The sequence below is a fragment of the Erwinia sp. 2186 genome, assembly GCF_057812255.1.
On record NZ_CM173824.1, the window covers coordinates 2,481,498 to 2,501,394 of the forward strand.

The 19,897-nt window shown below is 52.1% G+C and carries 11 protein-coding genes; 3 read left to right on the forward strand and 8 right to left on the reverse strand.

What is annotated here, in order from left to right:
- Positions 1 to 84 precede the first annotated feature (84 nt).
- On the reverse strand, positions 85 to 1,371 hold the full coding sequence (locus ACXKZG_RS11505) for a methyl-accepting chemotaxis protein (RefSeq protein ID WP_488874861.1): 1,287 nt from the start codon (positions 1,369 to 1,371) through the stop codon (positions 85 to 87).
- A 465-nt stretch (positions 1,372 to 1,836) separates the two neighbouring features.
- On the opposite strand from ACXKZG_RS11505, the gene ACXKZG_RS11510 reads away from it, so the two are divergent.
- Complete coding sequence (locus tag ACXKZG_RS11510; protein WP_488874862.1) at positions 1,837 to 2,298, forward strand: GNAT family N-acetyltransferase; 462 nt, start codon at positions 1,837 to 1,839, stop codon at positions 2,296 to 2,298.
- A 146-nt stretch (positions 2,299 to 2,444) separates the two neighbouring features.
- On the opposite strand, the gene ACXKZG_RS11515 is transcribed toward ACXKZG_RS11510, so the two are convergent.
- Positions 2,445 to 3,017, reverse strand: a complete 573-nt coding sequence (locus tag ACXKZG_RS11515; protein WP_488874863.1) for a GrpB family protein — start codon at positions 3,015 to 3,017, stop codon at positions 2,445 to 2,447.
- A gap of 250 nt (positions 3,018 to 3,267) precedes the next feature.
- Positions 3,268 to 4,200 carry an NmrA/HSCARG family protein gene (locus tag ACXKZG_RS11520; protein WP_488874864.1) on the reverse strand — a complete coding sequence of 311 codons (933 nt, stop codon included), beginning with the start codon at positions 4,198 to 4,200 and terminating at the stop codon, positions 3,268 to 3,270.
- A 100-nt stretch (positions 4,201 to 4,300) separates the two neighbouring features.
- Between ACXKZG_RS11520 and ACXKZG_RS11525 the strand changes: the two genes are divergently transcribed.
- The gene (locus ACXKZG_RS11525) at positions 4,301 to 4,651 is read left to right on the forward strand and encodes a winged helix-turn-helix transcriptional regulator (protein ID WP_346597248.1); all 351 of its coding nucleotides are present in this window, start codon (positions 4,301 to 4,303) and stop codon (positions 4,649 to 4,651) included.
- Positions 4,652 to 4,685: 34 nt separating this feature from the next.
- Positions 4,686 to 5,240, forward strand: coding sequence for a DUF2867 domain-containing protein (locus tag ACXKZG_RS11530; RefSeq protein WP_488874865.1), 555 nt, complete (start codon positions 4,686 to 4,688; stop codon positions 5,238 to 5,240).
- Between the two features lie 91 nt (positions 5,241 to 5,331).
- On the opposite strand, the gene fabF is transcribed toward ACXKZG_RS11530, so the two are convergent.
- The 5 genes from fabF to ACXKZG_RS11555 form a co-directional block, all read right to left on the reverse strand.
- Positions 5,332 to 6,621, reverse strand: a complete 1,290-nt coding sequence (fabF, locus tag ACXKZG_RS11535; protein WP_471720188.1) for a beta-ketoacyl-ACP synthase II — start codon at positions 6,619 to 6,621, stop codon at positions 5,332 to 5,334.
- Complete coding sequence (locus ACXKZG_RS11540; protein WP_488874866.1) at positions 6,608 to 9,709, reverse strand: efflux RND transporter permease subunit; 3,102 nt, start codon at positions 9,707 to 9,709, stop codon at positions 6,608 to 6,610. The genes fabF and ACXKZG_RS11540 overlap by 14 nt, the downstream gene beginning before the upstream one ends.
- A complete protein-coding gene (locus ACXKZG_RS11545; protein WP_346567680.1) occupies positions 9,706 to 10,812 on the reverse strand; it encodes an efflux RND transporter periplasmic adaptor subunit in 1,107 nt (368 codons plus the stop codon). Before ACXKZG_RS11545 ends, ACXKZG_RS11540 begins: the two co-directional genes overlap by 4 nt.
- Positions 10,813 to 10,878: 66 nt before the next feature.
- Positions 10,879 to 11,499: a TetR/AcrR family transcriptional regulator gene (locus tag ACXKZG_RS11550; protein WP_488874867.1), complete on the reverse strand. Its 621-nt coding sequence runs from the start codon at positions 11,497 to 11,499 to the stop codon at positions 10,879 to 10,881.
- Between the two features lie 195 nt (positions 11,500 to 11,694).
- Positions 11,695 to 19,881, reverse strand: a complete 8,187-nt coding sequence (locus ACXKZG_RS11555) for a two-partner secretion domain-containing protein (RefSeq protein ID WP_488874868.1) — start codon at positions 19,879 to 19,881, stop codon at positions 11,695 to 11,697.
- Positions 19,882 to 19,897 lie beyond the last annotated feature (16 nt).

A 19,897-nucleotide genomic window follows, 5' to 3' on the forward strand; every position in this document is an offset into this window, starting at 1 on the left:
AATTTGCGTCCTCTTTTTTGGTGTTGCCACGTGAATTCTGCAAGGCCAGTGCCTTGATAGATTGGCAGAATTCACGTAGCGCGATCACACGTCAAGTCGGTGGATAACGCTGACAAACTGGCTGACGCCGCTGTTGATTTCCTTCAGGCTGCGCGACAGGTCGGTGATTTTATCCTGCTCTGAGGTGACGAACTGTTTCACCGCATCGAGCTGCTTATACATCTGCTGGATCAGGTCTGAGTTCAATTCGACCACGGTGGTGATTTTTTGCGTGGCGCTGGCGGTTGACGCCGCCAGCCGGCGAACTTCCGCCGCAACCACGCTGAATCCACGTCCGGCTTCACCCGCGCGGGCGGATTCAATGGCGGCATTCAGCGCCAGAATGTTGGTCTGCGCGGCAATCACGTTAATGGTATCCACCACTTCGCTGATGCTTTTGGCCGAAGCACTGAGCTGTGCACCAATCTCTGTCGCCGCATTAACCTGAACGGCAACCAGCCCGGAGTTGCGCACCGTTTCATCCAGCACTTCATTGGCATTGTGGGTAATCTGCGAGGTTTGCTCGGAGGTGGTGACGGCAATGTCGGCCACGCGTTTAGCTGCTTCCACCCGGGCGGTGATGTCCGAGGCAATCTTGATCACCTTGTACACATGGCCATCGGCGTCATACACCGGGTTGTAGCTGGCTTCCAGCCAGATACGTTCACCGCTGGCGGTTTTGCGCTCGAAGCGTCCGACAAAGTGCTGGCCTTTGCCAATTTTCTGCCAGAAATCCGGGTTTTCCCGGTAGAAGCTTTCAAAGCAGAAGATGCGATGATGCTGCCCGACGATATCAGACAGGCTGTAGCCCATATGGGTGAGAAAGTTGCTGTTGGCCGTCAGGATTTTGCCATCCGGCGTGAACTCAATCACCGCCATCGACAGATCCAGCGCGGTGATCACCGCTTCTTTTTGTTCCAGTTCCTGATGGCGGGCGGTGATATCACTCGCCACTTTGATCACTTTATAAACCTGGCCTTTATCATCGCTGACCGGGAAGTAGGTCGCGCTGAGATAGAAACGCTGGCGCAGTTTACTGAAGCGTTCAAAGATGCCGGTAACGGACTCGCCGCTGGCTAAAGTTTGCCAGAAGGCGGCATAAGCGGATGAGCGGCTGAAGTCTTGCTTACAAAAAATTCGGTGGTGCTTGCCCTGAATCTCACTGAGCGTGTAGCCGGTAACGTCGAGGAACTGCTGATTGGCGCTGAGGATCTCTCCATCGGGCAAAAACTCAATCCATGCCACATGCTGTTTGATCGCATCGATATCCCTTGCGATGCTATTACTTTTGGACGAGGGCAGAGAAAAAACCGATTTTTTCACACCAAACATAGAACACCTCAGGAAGTTAGCAATAGCGCAATGATCCCGTTGCGGGCGCGGCGTCTGGCCACGTCCATCACAACGAAATTCTGTTCGGCAAGCGGCCGCGTAATTTTCCCTGCTGGACACTTGATCCAACGCCTTAAGGCGACGGACGTATCTCTTTACGCACGTTGGTGCGCATGCTGGGATGAAATGGGAGTCATTTTCCTGATGTTCTGTAAAAAGTAACGGGCACGCAAATGCCTGTCTTAAGTGGTATCGGCAGCGGTGAGAAAAGGATGAGGGGAACATGCAAATCATTTACGTGTTTTGTGCGCTGGATGGGGTTATGGATGAAGTGAAAGGTAAGGTTAAGAGGCGAGGGAGCCTGGCGGGTCTGTGGTGGGCAGATTGAGAAACGTGGAAGCCGTTGATGTCAGCCTGCAATTTTACTAATGTTGCGTGGGGTTTTTGTTTATTCAGAGGCATGCAATGCGCATCATAACCAGGTTGTACCGGCCAGAAGATTTGGATGCAGCGATTGCCGTGTTCCAATGCGCGGTGCGTGGCATCGCCAGCAAGGATTATGATCAACAGCAGATTCTGGCGTGGAGTCAGGTCGATCGTCAGCGCTGGCAGCAGCGGTTAAATGACAGCAAGGTTTGGCTGGCGGAAATCGATCGGCGCATTGTCGGCATCATCAGTCTGGAAGCAGTTGGTCATCTGGATTTGTTGTTTACCGATGCGGAGTATCAGCGACGCGGCGTAGCGACAGCGCTGTACAACACGGTTGAGCAATGGGCGAGGGTGAACGGCGTGACGTCGATGGTGACTGAAGCAAGCATCACGGCAAAACCGTTTTTCATTCACCAGGGTTTCGATGTGAACGAACAACAGCTGGTGCAGGTGCGGGGGCAAGCGTTTATCAATTTCAAAATGCAGAAGATGTTGTGACGGTCCAGTGGCGTCCCAGATTGATGGCCAGCAGAGAGATTGGCAATGACTAGCCACCAGATGAGTAATAGAGGGAAGGTATGGGGTTTATCAATGGGCGATTCGTTGGTTAATATGCAATTTAACATAATATACATTATGCGAACCTAGGTATCGTTACGGGGAATCTGTGCTTTTGAGCCGCCATTGGCTTTGGTAGCCATTTGCCGCGCTTCTGGCTCTTCCATGGCAAGCTTCAGATAATGACTGATGAAATCCGTCTTCATCTGCTGATACCGCTTTATGTCATTCCTACAAACTTTGGCCGCGTTCTGTTTCAGCTCCGCGTAAGCTTCTGCCACTTGCGGGTTCTCTATCAGATAATCTCTGAACGCCAGATGTTTAACGATTTGTTCATCACCCACCTCAAACGCATGCACCTGATGACTCCGACGATCTCCGCCTTTGGTGAAGTATCTTCTGCCGGCAATGCCGTTTTCACCCCGTGCATCAAAACCTGAAGCAGCCATGGCCCCGTTGCATTTATCCAACTCGCTCAGGTCTGTGACTTCCAGCAAAATGTCTATCACCGGCTTCGCCACCAAGCCCGGTACTGATGTGCTGCCGATATGATGACTGGACACCATCACTGACTTCAGCACAGCCTCCAACCTGGCGCGTTCTGCTTGATACTGCACTGGCCACTGCTGATCGTATGGCGCTACGACGACAATGCGCATTGGTATGCCCTCCGTTTTATCGTTTTTCGATGGCGTCGCTACGTGAATTATTTTATGACGTGGCACCCCTTGCCTTGCAGATTTCACGTAGCGATATCATTTTTGAATGTCCGCGCTGTGGATCTCAAGCTTCGCCACTTCACCGCGCCTGATCCCCATTGACCATAATGGAGGTTAGCTCGAGTACTCCAGATAAATATTTAAAGTCGGATAATTGACTGTTTTTAAAACGAATGTTAATCGCTTAGCATTACCGCAACGCGATATCGGCACTCTCATTGACCAACGCCGCGGCAAACGCCTCTTTGCCTGGCCCTGCCAGCCATTCCTGCAGTCGGGTTAAATGACCAAACTCCTGGTTCAGCGCCGGCAAATCCGCATGACCGGCGCAGCGACCGTCGTCTATCACGGCAGCCAGACGCTTGAGAAAATCATTCTCATTGAGCAGCGTCTCGGAGAAACGCTGATAGTGGATAGGCTTACCGGCCGCCTGGCTGAGCAAAGCCTGCAAATCATTCCCGGTAACACGATCGCTGGCGATCTCGAGGGTTCGTCCCACAAACTGTTGCGGCTTGCTAAAAATTTCAGCCACAATTTTGCCGATGTCCTGCACGGCGATAAGCTGAAAAGCCTGCTCCGGGCGAGCAAAGAAGGTGAATTTATCCTGATCCAGCCCCATGCCAGGCAGCAGCAACAGTTCCATAAAGGCCGCCGGACGGATAATCGTATAGCGGATATCCCGTTGCCGTATATGGTTCTCAATCTCGGTTTTACTGTCAAAATGCCCCAGCCCGGTGGGGCCCTGACCTGCGGCGTTCACTGAGGTGTAAACCAGATGCTGAACACGTTGCTCGACGGCGATATCGGCGATCGTCTTGCCGTAACGAATTTCCTGCTCATCCGTCACGCCGTAGGCTTCACCCTGCCCTGAACTTGGCTGGATGCTGAATACGCCATAGACGTCGCGCATTGCTTCGCGGATAGATTCACCGTCGTTGAGGTCGCCCTTCACCATTTGTGCACCAGCGGCCGCCAGACTCAGGGATGCGGGGCTGGTCAGATCGCGAACGAATGCCCTGACCGGCAGGCCACGGGATAATAATGCAGAAGCCACGGCCCCACCTTGCTGACCGGTGCTGCCAAAGACCAAAATGGAGCGATTGGGCGGATGATTAAGCGTCATTGTGCTCTCCTTGTTATCAGAGATCGTATTAGTATACTATTTATACCTGATTGCAATTAGGTACCTGAATGCCACCAGGTAGCCTGGAGTATCCTTCCTTATGTCTTCATCAACGCCTCAACAGCTGGAATCAAGTCGGGTGATTCTGGAAGAATTAACCAGTAAATGGACGCTGCTGGTCCTTAATGAACTCTGTCATGGACCCGTGCGCTTTAATGCGCTGCGCCGCGCGATGCCGGACATTACCCAAAAAGCGCTGACGCAGACGCTGAGAAGACTGGAAGCCAATGGATTTATTACCCGCACGGTACTGACCCAGTCGCCGGTGGCGGTGATCTATGAAATATCCGCCCTTGGGCGTTCGTTAGAACCGCATCTACAGGCGATTTTGCTGTGGGTTGAGCAGAATAAAGGGGAAATTGAGGCGGCTAAAAGCAACTGGCTCGGTTAATATCCTAAACAATCTCTTTAAAAGGAAGGCCTGCATGGAAATGCATAAAGCTTCAAAAGGCGTCTTTGTTACACCTCCGCCATTACGGGCGAAAAACCACTTTAGTTCGCCTGACCTGATTGATTGTTACGGGGTTATTTTGCCTGCGGGCACCCGGGCAGATGCCTACTGGCTTGCTCAGATTGCCTTTTCAAAGCCGCCGGCCCTGTTTCGTGGCCTGATGAAATTGCGGGATATGATAGTCTCGCCTTTTGGCGTCAAAACCTCCGAAGAGATTAAGCATCACGACAGCAACGTCGATCATATCGCCTTCTTCCCGGTGATCCACTCCTCACCTGACGAAGTAGAGCTGGGAATGTTGGACAGCCATCTGGATTTCAGGGCCTGGTTTACGCTTGATGCTACCGACGCCGGGATGATGCTGCGTTCAACAACCAGCGTAAAGGTGAACAGCTGGTTTGGCAGAATTTATCTTTTTGTCATTACCCCGTTCCACGTCGCGGTGGTGCGATCCGCTCTGCGCCGGGTTGTCTCGCGATCGGGAGATTCGGTCTGGCAGCCTGGGGCTAAAAATTTGACCACGATTTAAAAAGACAACTTTCCCGGCAAGACGAGTGTGTTATTGCGATCGTCGCTAAACGATCGCAATAACTCGCGGTTAGTTCAGTGGATCAGAGTGATTAACTGACGTCTTCCCAGCGGCGAAAGAGAACGCTGGCATTGACGCCGCCGAAACCGAAGCCGTTTGATAATGCATAGGTGATGGCCGTTGGACAGGCTTTTAATGCCACAAAATTCAGTCCTTTTCCGGCCTCATCAGGATGATGCAAATTCAGCGTCGGTGGAATCACCTGGTCACGCAGTGCCAGCAGGGTAAAGATGGCTTCAATCCCGCCCGCTGCGCCCAGCAAATGGCCGGTCGCAGACTTTGTCGAGCTGATGGCCACATCAGATTCTGTGCCAAACACCGACTTAATGGCCGCCAGTTCGCCCCGATCACCCACCGGGGTTGAGGTGGCATGGGCATTGATATGCTGAATGTCGTCAGCCTTAACCCCCGCCTGACCTAACGCCAGTTCCATTGCCCGCCGGGCACCGCTGCCGTCTTCCGGTCCTGCCGTCAGATGCCAGGCATCGGCACTGGTGCCATACCCTACCAGTTCGGCAAGCGGGGTCGCGCCGCGCGCCAGCGCATGCTCAAGCGATTCGATCACCAAAAGTCCGGCGCCCTCTGCCATCACAAAACCATTGCGATCGCAGTCAAAGGGCCGTGATGCCTGTTCCGGTGCATCTGCAAATCCGGTTGAGAGCGCGCGCGCAGCGGCAAAACAGCCCAATGTGACGCGATCGATGGCTGCCTCGGTGCCGCCGCAAAGGGCAATATCCGCTTCACCACATCGAATTAGCCGGGCCGCATCGCCAATCGCCTGAACGCCTGCAGCACAGGCGGTGATCGGTGCGCCGAGCGGTCCCCGGAAACCATAGCGGATCGAGACATGGCCAGCCGCCATATTGGCAAGGAATGAGGGCGCAGTGAACGGTGATAGCCTGCGCGGACCTCGGGTATCTGTCGTCCTCACCGCATCCGCGATGGCACCAAACCCGCCCACGCCGGAGGCGATAATGGTGGCGGTTCGTTGCTGCTGATGGTCATCCTCAGGATGCCAGCCGGCCTGCGTCAGCGCTTCTTCGGCCGCAACGAGGGCAAATTCGATGAAACGGTCCATTTTCTTGCGTTCTTTGGCGGCGATAAACCGATCCGGATCGTAGCCTGCCTCAGGGTCTTCTGACAGAGAAGGAACCTGGCCTGCGACGGTAACGCCGGTTCCTTCACTGATTTCAGGCGACAGGCGGGTAATCCCCGAGCGCCCTTCCAGCAGCCTTTGCCAGACTTTCTCCGTGCCGCATCCCAGAGGGCTGACCAGGCCGCAGCCGGTCACGACGATGCGCGTGTTGTTATGACTGTTCATGGAGGACTACCTCTTTATCGTCAGGCGTTGATGTGCGGGGGCGAATTTTGAACCAGATTGCGTACATGGCCGGCAAGAACACCAGCGTGATGATGGTGCCGCCGAATGTCCCGCCAATCAGGGTATAAGCCAGGGTTCCCCAGAATACGGAGTGTGTCAGGGGAATAAAGGCCAGAATCGCGGCCATCGCGGTCAGCAATACCGGCCGGGCGCGTTGTACCGTCGCTTCCACCACCGCATCAAATGGCGCAAGTCCTTCACGTTGGTTGTGATCGATCTGCCCTATCAGGATCAGCGTGTTACGCATCAAAATCCCCGACAGCGCGATGAGGCCGACCAGCGCATTGATACCAAACGGCTGGTTGAAGAGCAGCAGCGTGGGCACGACCCCCACCAACCCCAGTGGCGCGGTGAGGAAAACCATCACCATCGCCGACATCGAGCGAACTTGCAGGATAATAATCAACAGCGTCATGGCTATCATGATCGGGAACAGCGGCGCCATCGCTTGGGTGGCTTTGCCGGATTCTTCGATCGATCCCGCCTGTTCGATGCGGTATCCGGCCGGAAGCTGGGCGATGATCGGCTGCAAAGCGGTCATGATTGCCGTGGAGACATCCGGCGGCTGCAGGTGCTCGGCAATATCGCCGCGCACGGTAATCGTCGGGGTGCGATCGCGACGACGCAGAAGCGGATCTTCCATCCGCACGTCAACCGTCCCAATTTGAGAAAGCGGAATGCGCTGGCCGGCGGAACCCACAAGGGTGAAACCGGCAATTTTTGCCGGATCGAGCCGGATATCGCCTGCCGCGCGTGCCATAACCTGCACCGAACGAATGTCTTCACGCACGGAGGTCAGCGGAACGCCTGACAGCAGGAACTGAAGCTGTTGCGCCACCGCATTGGAGGTCAGTCCCACCGCCTGCAGGCGATGCTGATTAAGTGAAAAATGCAGCGTCGGCACGCGTGGGCCCCAGTCAGTATTGACGGTCCTCATCATCGGGCTGGCCTGCATCACGGCTTCAACCTTGCCCGCGATGGTGCGCACGGTGTCGGGATCCGGTCCCATCACACGATAGGCGACCGGATACGGGGAATACGGACCAAACACCAGCTGCGTCACCCGCACGCGCGCTTCGGGCGCCAACCCCGCTGCTACGGCGTCACGAAGCCGAAACTTAAGCTTTTCACGCGCTTCCTGACTGTCGGTCAGCACCACAATCTTGGCAAATGACGGATCCGGTAGTTCTGGCGCCATGGCCAGATAAAAACGCGGCGGCCCCTGTCCGATGTAAGACGTGGTGATTTGTGCCTCTCTTTGCTTTCTAAGCCAGCTTTCGATTTTCGCGGTTGTGGCGCTGGTCTGCTCAATCGAGGTGCCATAAGGCATCTGCACTTCTACCAGCACTTCCGGGCGATCGGAGGTCGGGAAAAATTGTTTATTCACCGCGCCCATGCCGACTATCGCCACAGCGAAGAGGGCAATGACGCTGCCGGCCACCATCCACTTTCGTGCAATGACGCGGGTCAGTAAGCGGCGAAAGCGGTTGTAATGGCGGGTGTTGTAAATGGCCGCATGTCCCCCTTCCACCTTTTTGATGTCCGGCAGCATTTTAACACCCAGATAGGGCGTAAATACCACCGCCACCACCCAGGAGGCGATCAGCGCAATCCCGACGATCCAGAACATATTGCTGGTGTATTCACCGGCGGTGGACTGGGCAAACCCGTTGGGCATAAAACCGACGGCGGTGACCAGCGTGCCCGCCAGCATTGGTGCAGCCGTGTGAGACCAGGCATAGGCGGAAGCTTTAATTCGGTCGTAGCCCTCCTCCATTTTCACCACCATCATTTCGATGGCGATAATGGCATCATCGACCAGCAGACCCAGCGCCAGAATCAGCGAACCCAGCGTAATGCGGTCGAAGTTTTTCCCGGATGCCTCCATCACCACAAAGACGATGGCCAGGGTCAGCGGCACCGCGGCGGCCACCACTACCCCCACGCGCCATCCCATACTGACAAAGCACACCACCATCACCACAAGCAGCGCGACGAAAAACTTGATCATAAACTCGTCAACGGCAGAACTGATGTTGACGGACTGATCGGTGACCTTGGTCAGGCTCATTCCCAGCGGCATGCCGTGGTTAATTTTTGCCGTCTCCGCATCCAGCGCTTTACCCAGATCCAGGCCGTTCCAGCCATCCCGCATAACGATGCCCAGCAACAGCGCCGGCTCGCTCTGATTGCGGATCAGGAAGGTGGCAGGATCCTGATAACCACGCGCAACGGTTGCCACGTCAGAAAGTTGCAGGGTCCGGCCTCCGGCGATGATCGGCGTTTCACGGATTTTGTCCAGCTTGTCGAATGCGCCATCGAGGCGGATAAAGACCTGCGGTCCCTGGGTATCAATCGACCCGGCAGGCGTGAGCAGATTCTGACTGTTGAGGGCGGAGAAAATATCTTCAGGGGCAATGCCCAGCGTGGCCAGTCGGTCATGGGAGAAGGAAACAAAGATACGTTCGGCCTGTTCGCCGATGATATTGACCTTTTTTACGCCCGGCACATGCAGAAGCTGCTGGCGCAGCGATTCCGCATCACGGGCCAGCAGTCGCTGCGGTTCGCCTTTTGCCTTTAAGGCAAAAAGCGCAAAGGTCACGTCGGAGAATTCATCATTGATCATCGGCCCGGTAACGCCAGCCGGCAGGTTACCGGCCTCATCACCCAGCTTCTTACGGGCCTGATAAAATTCTTCCTGCACCTGTGAAGGCGGCGTGCTGTCCTGCAGTGACAGCAGGGTAAAAGCCAGACCGGGGCGCGTGTAGGTTTCACTGCGGTCGTACCACTTCAGTTCCTGCAACCGCTTTTCAAGCGGTTCGGCCACCTGGTCCTGCATTTCCTGTGCCGTGGCACCTGGCCAGGCCGTAATAATCGTCATCTGCTTGACGGTAAAAGGCGGATCCTCAGCGCGCCCCAGTTCAAAGAACGACAGAATGCCGGCCACGGTAATCAATATAATCAGAAACAGTGTGATTGAGCGCTCGCGAACGGCTAGCGCTGACAGATTGAATCGCCCTTCGCTCATGGCCGGCTCCCGGCAGTGCTGGCGTCGTTCTGCGCGATGCGCACGGCTTCACCCTCATGCAACAGATGTGCGCCCAGCGCGACCACCTGCTCTCCCGGCTTAAGCGAACCGGTCACGCTTGCCGCATCGTCACCCAATCCCACTACCGAAACCGGCCGCCATGACACTTTTGCTGGCGAGCCCGAAATCGTCCAGACACCCGGCCCTTTCCCTGAATCATAGAGTGCGGCCAAAGGGACCTGCATCATCTGCTGCGGTAACGGAGAGTCGCTGATATGCAGCGTGACGGTGGATCCCAGCGGGGCTGCCGCCAGCGTCCCCCCAAGCACATATCGCGCTTCGAAGGTACGGGTGACCGGATCGGCCGCATCGGAAAGGAGCCGCAGTTTGGCAGGAACGGCCTGTTGGCCGGCACCGTACAGCGTTGCGGCGGCCTCGCTGCCGGGAGCCGGTCGTAGCGTCTCGGGCAGTTGCACCACCGCCTCCCGCTGCCCTGCTCTGGCCAGACGGACAACCGGCTGCCCGGCGCTGACGACCTGACCGGGTTCAGCCAATGTTTCCATCACCACGCCGTCAGCATCGGCCAGCAGTACGGCATAGCCGGTGGCGTTTTGTGCCACATTCGCCTGTGCCTGAGCCGCACTGAGTTCAGCTTTGGCCGACTCTGCCGCCGCTTTGATGCCATCGTAGGCCGAGGCTGATACTGCGCCCGTTTTCACCAGGCCACGATAGCGCCCCTCGTCATCAGTCGCTTGTTTTGCCCGCGCCCGTGCGGCAGCAACGGTCTGTTGCTGAGCCTGTGCCTGCAGGCGTAAATCAACCGGATCCAGACGCATCAATGGCTGACCGCGTTTAACGTTCTGGCCAGTATCAACCAGGCGTTCGAGGATCTTCCCTTCAACGCGAAAGCCGAGGTCGCTTTGCACACGAGCAACCACAACGCCGGTGAAGGCGCGTGAGGCATCGACCGCACTGACGACGGTTGCCGTTCTTATCAGAGGGGGCTGAGTCCGGGGATCGTCAGCAACGGAAGCGTCACCGCAGGCCACCAGGGCAAGCGGCAACAGGTAAACAGCAAAACGGGCAGGATGTAGCCTGAGCATCGGTTCCCTTACACTTTAACAGGAGAGTAACCGCATTCTCAGACTAGTGACCAATATTGTCAATAGTCACCAGTCCGGTGACAGACTTCTCAGTATCAACGAAGACAGGAGTGTTGCCGCAGCCGGCGCGGTTTCCAAATTGAATTGCAGTTGTACTGGACTGATGTAAGGCAGCATGACCAGATATATTGCCTGGGTTGCCTCATCCAGCGGCGTTTTACCTTCAAACTCCCCGGCCTGACGCCCTTCGACAATGATCTGTTCGATCAGCTGGCGCACCCGACCTTTATACGCTTCTGCTGAGGGCCAGCTATCACGCGACGCGACGGCAGCAATGTCATAAAGCTTGCGGTCGTGAAAAAACAGATCGCTGCCTGCTTCAGTTATGGCACTGAATAAACGCCGTATTTTTTCAGAGGCAGACGGTGCATCGGCAATGGCTGCATTGACGATCACCATAATCATCGCCAGTCGGTTGCTGCAAATCACCTCGCCGATGGCCTGCTTGGAATCGAAAAATTTGTAGATGTAAGACTTAGAAAAACCAATGGCTTTCGCCAGTTCCGACACGGTGGTTTTCTCATAGCCGTAATGTCCAAAATGCTCGGTGGCAGCTTCGACAACCTGATCGCGGACACTGTGATCCGACGGCCCCCGCGGGGGAAGTTCATTTATTTGTTTCGTCATTTTGCCAGCTTAGCGTAATGCGTTCTGATTGACAACGCGTGACCGTATCGTAATTAAGTCACTTGCTGATGTCAGGTTTAGGGTGGATTTCTGGCCCGTTGTTGTCGTAGTCAACGTCGCAAAAATCGTGCCGCGCCCGATTAGCAATATCGGGCGCGACGGGACGCTAGCGAGGGAGTTATCTACTCCATCACCTTAATCTTCATTGCGTTTTTCATACTCTTTTTTCCATTTCTCCATGATGGAATCCAGTTTTGGGCCATTTTTAATGGTTCCGACATTGCTGCCGCCCTTCAGGTTGCCCTGCGGACTCAATGCCCAAACTTTACGCTTAGGTTTTGATTGCACGGTTGCATCACCCAATGAGGGATCCGTTGCGGATGAAAGGCCAGTATCCGGGACAGTTGTCGGAGATTCATGGGCCGTATCGGTATTTGATGGCGATTTTTCAGTTGAGTTTCCTGTTGAAGGCTCCTTCGCTGAGGAATGGCCAACATCCGGTACCTTTATTGGCGTCTCATGTGCCTGGTCAGGCTTCGCTGTGGATTTATCCGTGCTATTACCTGGCGTTTTCTCAGTCGAATGGCCCGTGGAAGGATCCTTCGCCGAGGCATGTCCGGTATCTGGGACATTTGACGGCGAGTCGTGTACAGGATGTGAAGGTGAGGAGTTGCTACCAGATTGACTGCCAGTATCCGGCGTTGCAGACGCGGTATTATTGCCGTTCTCAGTCCTGGACTTAGTTTTACCCTTACCTCTTGCGTTTCCACCCAGTGTGGCCGAAATATCGCTCCCTGCCGTAAAGATATCTTCTGTGACTTCGCTCATATTACTGCTGTCTTGATTCAGTGTGCCGTTGACGCTACCTCCCGCTGTATGGTTGCCCACAGAGAGTGTGGATTTTTGATCTTCCTTATAGTGAACTTCATCAACCGTGGTGACATATGCACTGCCTGTCAGATTGCCTTTTTTATCAACTCCGCCACTTCCGCCCGCATACAATCCATCCTGTTCGATTGAATCGACTAGCGTGACTGCATTGATGTCACCCTCTACGTCAACGCGACTGTTTTCAGAGTCGGAAAGAATATGCCCGCCGGTCAGGTTGAGATCCTTGCCAACCTTAATATCCATCTCTCCACTGCTGGTGATACCACTTTGCTTAGTAACAGTCGCTGAATTGTAATATTCGCTTCCCTGACCATATCCCGCACTTGCCGTGGGAATAATTCCCGAGGTTGAAACCGCCGCACCTGCTGATGCGCTTGCCTGGCTGCTGGACGCCGTGGAGTTAACCGTATCCTGGGCGCTGGTGATGTTCAGATCCCCTGCCACATCCACATCCACCTTTTCGGCAACGATGTTCGCCCCTTCAAGCGTCATATTCCCGCCGGTGGTAATGTTGACGTTGCCGGCATTCATCTGGGAATTCGTGTGTGTAGTAGATGATGCTGAGGACTTCTCGTCATATTGAGCATAATCAAGACTGGCACCGACACCTGCGCCGGTCGCCCCCGCTGAAGCACCAACACTGAGACCGCCGCTTTTGGTGCTGGAATAGGTATCGGACTGCGAATAGGTTTTCGCAGATTCCATGGTAAAATCGCCTCCCGCCTCAACGGTGACATTTTCTGCATTAATATCCACACCACTCAGCACGGTGTTATTATTAGATTTAAGATTCAAACTGCCCACATTAATGTTGTTAATGTTTTCCTGCGCGTTATAGGTTTTTTCTCCAGAGGTCGTCGTCTGATAGCCAAAACTGACCGATCCTCCCGCCAGGTCATTAAATATCAGGTTTGTCGCGTCACCAACGGCAGAAGCCGTTGTTTCACCGATATTGACATCGTTCCCCTCTTGAGCTAATGCAGCATATTTGTTGGTAACATCCGCAACGACACTATGCCCTTCAGCGTTAATGCCGGTGAAAGTCTGTTTTGTTTCAGTGGTGGTCTTGGATTCATCCAGATATTTGGTTGACGCAATATTATTTGCCTCAACATTCATTTCCTCCATGGCGAAATCACCGCCGCCGATATCGACAGTTTCTTCAGCAGAAAACGTACCGGAATTTGAAAAATCGAATTGCGCATTGGCGTTTTTCACCGAAGACTTTTCTGTGGTTGTGGTGGTGCTTTGCATACCCGCTTTGAAACCGGCGGTCGGTGTCACTCCTGCTGCGCCATTACTTTTGCCACGACCGGTGGTCTCGCCACCATACTGGTTCACGCTATCATATCCATTGGACGTACCCGTTTCTAAACCATCCACGCTTGAAGCCTCCATATCAGCGGAAGATCCGCCGCCTGAAGCGCTTGCACCAAACACGAGCTCATTTTTAGTGGTGGTTTCTTTTTCCCAAGTAACATCTTGCGCAGTGGAGATATTGACATCATTTCCTGCACCAAAACTGCCATTCTCGGCGGAGAACGACGCCCCCTCGATATTGATATCATTTGCGGCTTTCACCTTGAGGTCTCCACCGGACGATACGCTACTGGTAACGGCAGTGGCGGTAATACTCTGTTTATCGACAGTGGTATCCGAAAACAATCCGTCATTGCTGTACTCGATGCTCCGCTCGGAGACAATCTCGCTAAGCGCATTAAACTCAACATCACCGTCTGTTGCAGTAATTTCCGCATCGCCACCTGCAGCAACATCAATCGCATTGAGGATGACATTTTCACCGGTGACTTTCAGATTGCCACCTGCCTGAATACTGTCATCAATGGTGTGAAGCTTTTTATTACCATCATATTGGGTGCCAATACTGGCGGTAAAGGTCGTATCGCCCTTTTCAGCCGTGATACTCATATCCTCACCACTGCGCAGGTAGGAACCGCTAACGTTGATGTCCCCTTCCTCAGAGGTAATAGCCAGGTTACCACCCGCTGCAATGCCGCCTGCCACATCACTAGAGGCAATGGAAATATCGCCTTCAGAGGATAGATTTGCATCCTTTCCTGCGGAAATAAGCCCGTTAACGCTGGTTATTGAGCTGGCATCGATATTGATGTCCTGGTTTGCATGCACCACGGAACTTGGAACGCCTTCGTTGAGCTGCTTCTGCGTGGTTTTAGATAAATAGATGGTCGGTACCAGTACCATATAGTCGTCAACCTGCTGCTCGACATACCAAATAATATCTTCATCAATATTCTTACGCTGATCTTCAGTCAACGCCACACCAACTTCTAATCCCATATCGTCGGCAACCAGTGCAGCATTATCCATCAGATGTTTAACCAGTTCTGTCCCGGCAAGGCTGTTGCGGTAACTGAAGAATGAACCCAATGTCGTTTCAATCTGGCGATTGATCAATTCGGTGAGATAGTAACTATCGCCGACCACGGTTACCGGCTTATCGGAGGTATAGTTAATCTGTTTGAAGAAGTAATCAGAGCCGTAAAGCGAACTCTTATCAATCATCGTCAGGGTTGTTTCATACAAAGGGATGATCGTCAGGGTGTGGTCTCCCACGGCAGTGGTGGCATCCACTGTCCCGGTGACACTGCCCGTGGAAATATATTTTTTAAACGCGGTCGAATGCGTAAACATGCCCGGAATACGGTTAAGCTCGCCAACCGTCGGTAAGGTACTGATACCCATGAAAATCTCAGCCAACACCTTCTGATTCACGAGGATTTGAGCATTGGATTCAAGTGCTTGAACTGTTTTATCACCCACCTCAACATCTACAACGGTATTGGTTTTGACGATATCGTCACTTATGCCATTATTGAATGAACCGCCGGTATGGGTGAAGTTCCTGCCCGCTGTAATCGCGCCCTGATCCATCGGTAAGAAATACACCATCTGCTGTTTGATCAGTTGGTCCTGTGAAGAGATGGCAGAAGACCACAAGGTTTGCATCTCATCCCAGGATTTATTCCTCCAGGTTTCGCCAAACAGGCGGGTCATGACTTCTTCAAACGGGTTGCTTGATTTAGAGACATTGATAAGGCTGGAGTGAAAACCCTTTGAAACATCCAGCGTTGAAGGTGATTTACCTTCTCCGAAAACATAGTCCAGCATGGCGTACAATGTAGAGAATTGCACTTTCTGGTGTTTAGTCGAAATCGCTTTGTAATAGTCATGTTGTAATATAACGTTGAACGGCGTGTTCATATATTCAAATAGCGACATGGACGCATATTCTGGTTCATTATAAAGATCGCCGTTAATAAAAACATCCTGCGAGGCTGCAAGTAAACCGCCGGTATTGGTCACTTTTGGATTACTGAAAACCCCGCGACTGTTTATTTTCAAATCTCTCCCGGACTTGATTGCCGCTTTCTGGTCGATGTAGATATCTGATTGCCAGGTGGGTAACGTCATAAAGACATAGTCTTCGTTGACATAAATCTTTGAGGTTTTGTATTGATGCATACCAGAAAGTTCATTACTTTGCCCTAACGACCACTTAACCTCATTATAGGAGCTTCTATTTATCAACTCGTTAGCATCAATTAACAAATCGCCACCAGATTGAATGTGACCAGCATAATTGAACAGGTTCAGGGCTATCAATGACATCGATTTATTGCTGTAAATATTGCCTTCGGAGTGATTTGTAAAATCGCCAGCGCCGACATTAACTGCGAGATCGCCAAGAGACCAAAGCAGCGTGTTGCTCTCATTAATAAAGTTTTTTGCTGTGATAATCAGATTCTTTGCGGTTACTAACGAACCGCCACTGTAATTGATAAAGTCTTTTTTAGCATGAAGAATGAAGCTGGCATAATTCTCTTCATTTTTATCATTGGTGATATTTCCCGCAGAGTTTATAGTGATATTGTCATTTGCGAGGATGCTTCTGTTGCCGAAAGCGAAGTCATCTTTAATATCTATAATGATGTCTTTCGACGAAGAAATTCGCCCATCACTATGGTCCAATCTGTTAACAATAAAATGATTGAGGGTTTTGGCATAGAGTGAACCATCATCTTTGTTCTCTAACAAATCTGCGGTAATCGCGATCTTATCAGCAGTCATGGTCCCCGCTGAGTTCGTCACCGTGCCTTTGTCCACGTGAACATTAAGGGCATTGGCGGCTGAAATCACCGCATTATCGTTAATTAACCGACCGGTGGTTACATCAATACTGCCATTTTCACTGAACAGATACGCTTCATCACTGTTAATAATTTTGTCGGCAGTTACCGTTAAGTCATCCATAGCATAGAAAATAGACGTCTCATCTATCTGGTCTACCAGCTTGCCTTCGTCATTGTAGATATCTTCATAATAGCTGCCGGTGTTTTCTACACTTTTCGCATTGACGGTGACTGAACCATTCTGGCTGATCACGCTGGCAGCAGCGCTATTGAGGATGGTGCCAATTTTATCTAATATCAGTCCCATATCACCGCTGATGATCGCGCGTTTGCTGTTAGCAATATTTGCCACATCAACAATGTTAAGCAGGCCAAAGCTATTAATAACGGCTGTGTAACCGGCATTGATCAGGTTAGTGATGTTTTTTATCACCATGCCTGCATCGGCAATTATTTGTGCTTCACTACCCGATTTGCTGTCACTTGAATTGATTAGATCAATGAGATCCTGGAGAGTGATATTTTTAGCGGAATAGAGTAAGCCACTGTTGGTTAATTTGTTGACCTGTTTAAATTCAAGCTCCGACTCAGCGGCGATAGAGTATGTATTATCGAGGGTGTTGATGTTATCAATCTTAACATTTCCGGACGTGATTTCACCGCTGTTGATTAACTCACCGCTGTTCGAAATCGTTACGCTGCTGCCACTGGAAACCGTTCCGGAGTTATTAATCGTATTAATGGAGTCAGTAGATATGGTATCTTCTGCGGAAATTTTTGACGTGTTATCCAGGCTTTTAATGTTATTTAACGCCAGCTTGTCATTTGCAAAAATCAATCCTGCATTAGTGATGTTGCTCACATCTGAAATGACAACGTCCCTGCCCTGAATCTTGGCTTCATCGAGACTGTTTTTGATCGACTCAACATTTTTGATTATCAGATTAGCGGTACTGCCGATAACGCTTGAGCTGTTGATCAGGTTTGCAACGTTTTCAATAATCAACGCAGCGGCACTGATTTCAGCGCCATTAGAATTGCTGATATTTAACGTTTTCTCGTTGGCATTCCCGATAATATTCAGCGTGCCGCCTGCCATGATGTTGGAAGCATCATTTTCCAGCGCTGAGCTAAGGTTGAGGTTGAGATCGTTGCTTGCAGCAATAGTAGCACCCTCCTTGTTTGTCAGGCTGGCAGCGCTAACCGTCATGCCACCCTTTGATTGCACCGTTCCGCTATTATCCAGAGTGCCCGTTGTGAGGGTGAGCGTGTTCTCAGCCTGCAACGTACTGCTGTTCATGACGGACTTTGACACGATCAAGAGCGTATCGGTCGCGATTAACTGCCCGTCATTACTCAGTTTCTCATTGCCGGTTAAGGTGATATATGCGGCCTGAATCAGCCCACCGTTCGATAGCGCCTGCAGGCGACTCATGCTTAAGCGGTCGGCGATCAAAATCTGCGCCTGGTCGGTATTATCCAGCGTACTGCTGCCATTGAGAGACAGGTTGTTTGCCTGTATCTGGGCGGCGCCCTCATTTTTCACCGCAACGACCGTGTTATCGAGGGTATTCACCACAATGTCATTGTCGCTGATGATTTCACCGGCCCCCTTGTTGGAAAGTGATTTTTTAAGGTTGAAATTGATGGTGTCGGCGGCGTGAATCTTGCCCTGGTTAATACTGTCTGTAGCGGTGATATCAATAGCAGTATCACTCGCGATCAAACCAGAATTGTTCACTGAGTTAGCGCTGGTCAGTGACACCCGCTTTTTACCCTTAATCGCGCCCGCGTTAGTCAAATCGTTGACATTGATACTGACCGCAGCCGAACTGTACGCCAGTCCGTTGTTTAACAGCGAGTTGGAGACCAGCACCAGATTGCCGGTTGACTGGATAATGCCGTTACTGGAAATGACATCCTGTACGTTGAAGGTCAGCTTCCCGACGTCTGCACTCAGGCTTCCCCCCTGATTGCTTACGCCTTTGGCATTGATGTTGACGTTTCCGTTTTTGGCGTTCAGGGCGACATCGGAGACAATCGTAGAATAAGCGACCTTATTACCCTTTACCGTGACGACATAACTGCCATCCTGCAGGGTAATAACCGCATTGCTGATAATGTTATTATTGCTGTCCAGTGCCTGGATTTGGCCAGTGAGCGTGTAATCGCCGCTCAGATTAATATCAATGGAAGTGATATCGGTACGCAGGCCTTTAGACTGAATTTTCGCTGCCTTTTGCAAAAGTGAATCAGCGACGATTCTGATTATCCCGCTATTTGACACCATATCCGCACCGACATTGAGCTTATTCAGTGCGGATATAAAGATGTCTCTTTCTGCATTGAAACCGCCAATGCTGCCCGAAGACGTGGTGGAGATATTTTCACCTGTCACGGTAATATCTCGCTCAGATTTCAGTGCGGCCAGAGAAATATCGCCCGAGGCTGAGATTTCAATATCGCTGGCACTGATGATACTGCCGTCATGTTTCACCCCCGCACCGCTCTCGGTACTGATCAGCTGTATCCTGCTGCCGTACATGGAGCCCACGCTTGAACCCGAGATGGCGATAGCTGGCGTGTTTTCGCCCTTCGCTGCGCGAACAGCATGCTCACGGCTCGACGGGTCATAGTCGTTATTACCGGTCAACACCTTTATTGCCGCCGGGCCGGATATACTGCCCTGCAGGGTGGCGCTTCGGCTGACAATATCGAAGTAGTCCAGCCCCTCGGTTGAGACGCCAGCCGAATCAATCAGCACGTTGCCCTTATCAACAGAAAGGAGGTAATGGCCATCATCTTGCTGCTGTGCTTTACCCGTCGACAAGGTGAGAGATTGGCTGTTGATGGTCGATATGCCATTCACCACAATGCCATTTTCATTAGCGATGATTAAATCCGCTTTGCTGCCTAAAACCTCCAACGTGCCCTGGAGATGGGACGATTTCGAGCCGGTGACTTCGGTAATAATGGCAGAGGACTCTTTACTCAGGTTACTGTTCTTAAGCGCATAGCCTCCAATCTGACTCACCCCATCGGTCATGCTGTTATTGAACACTACACCGGGGTTACTGGCATTGAACTCAGTGAATTTGTTATGTGAAATCCCCTTGTTGTTAGGATCAGCGATGTCGATCAAGGGTGTACCGTTGGCGGTTGCATTAATACCGGGACCATTAATTTGCGTTGGATCAACGACAATGTTACCCGCGTAACTCTGAGATAAAGGGAGAAGCCCCATTAAGCTGATAAATACCGGGCTTAATTTGAATTTTCTGGCCGTTCTGTAGGACTTTTTTTTGGCATTGCTTTTCATGATGTACACGCTCCAT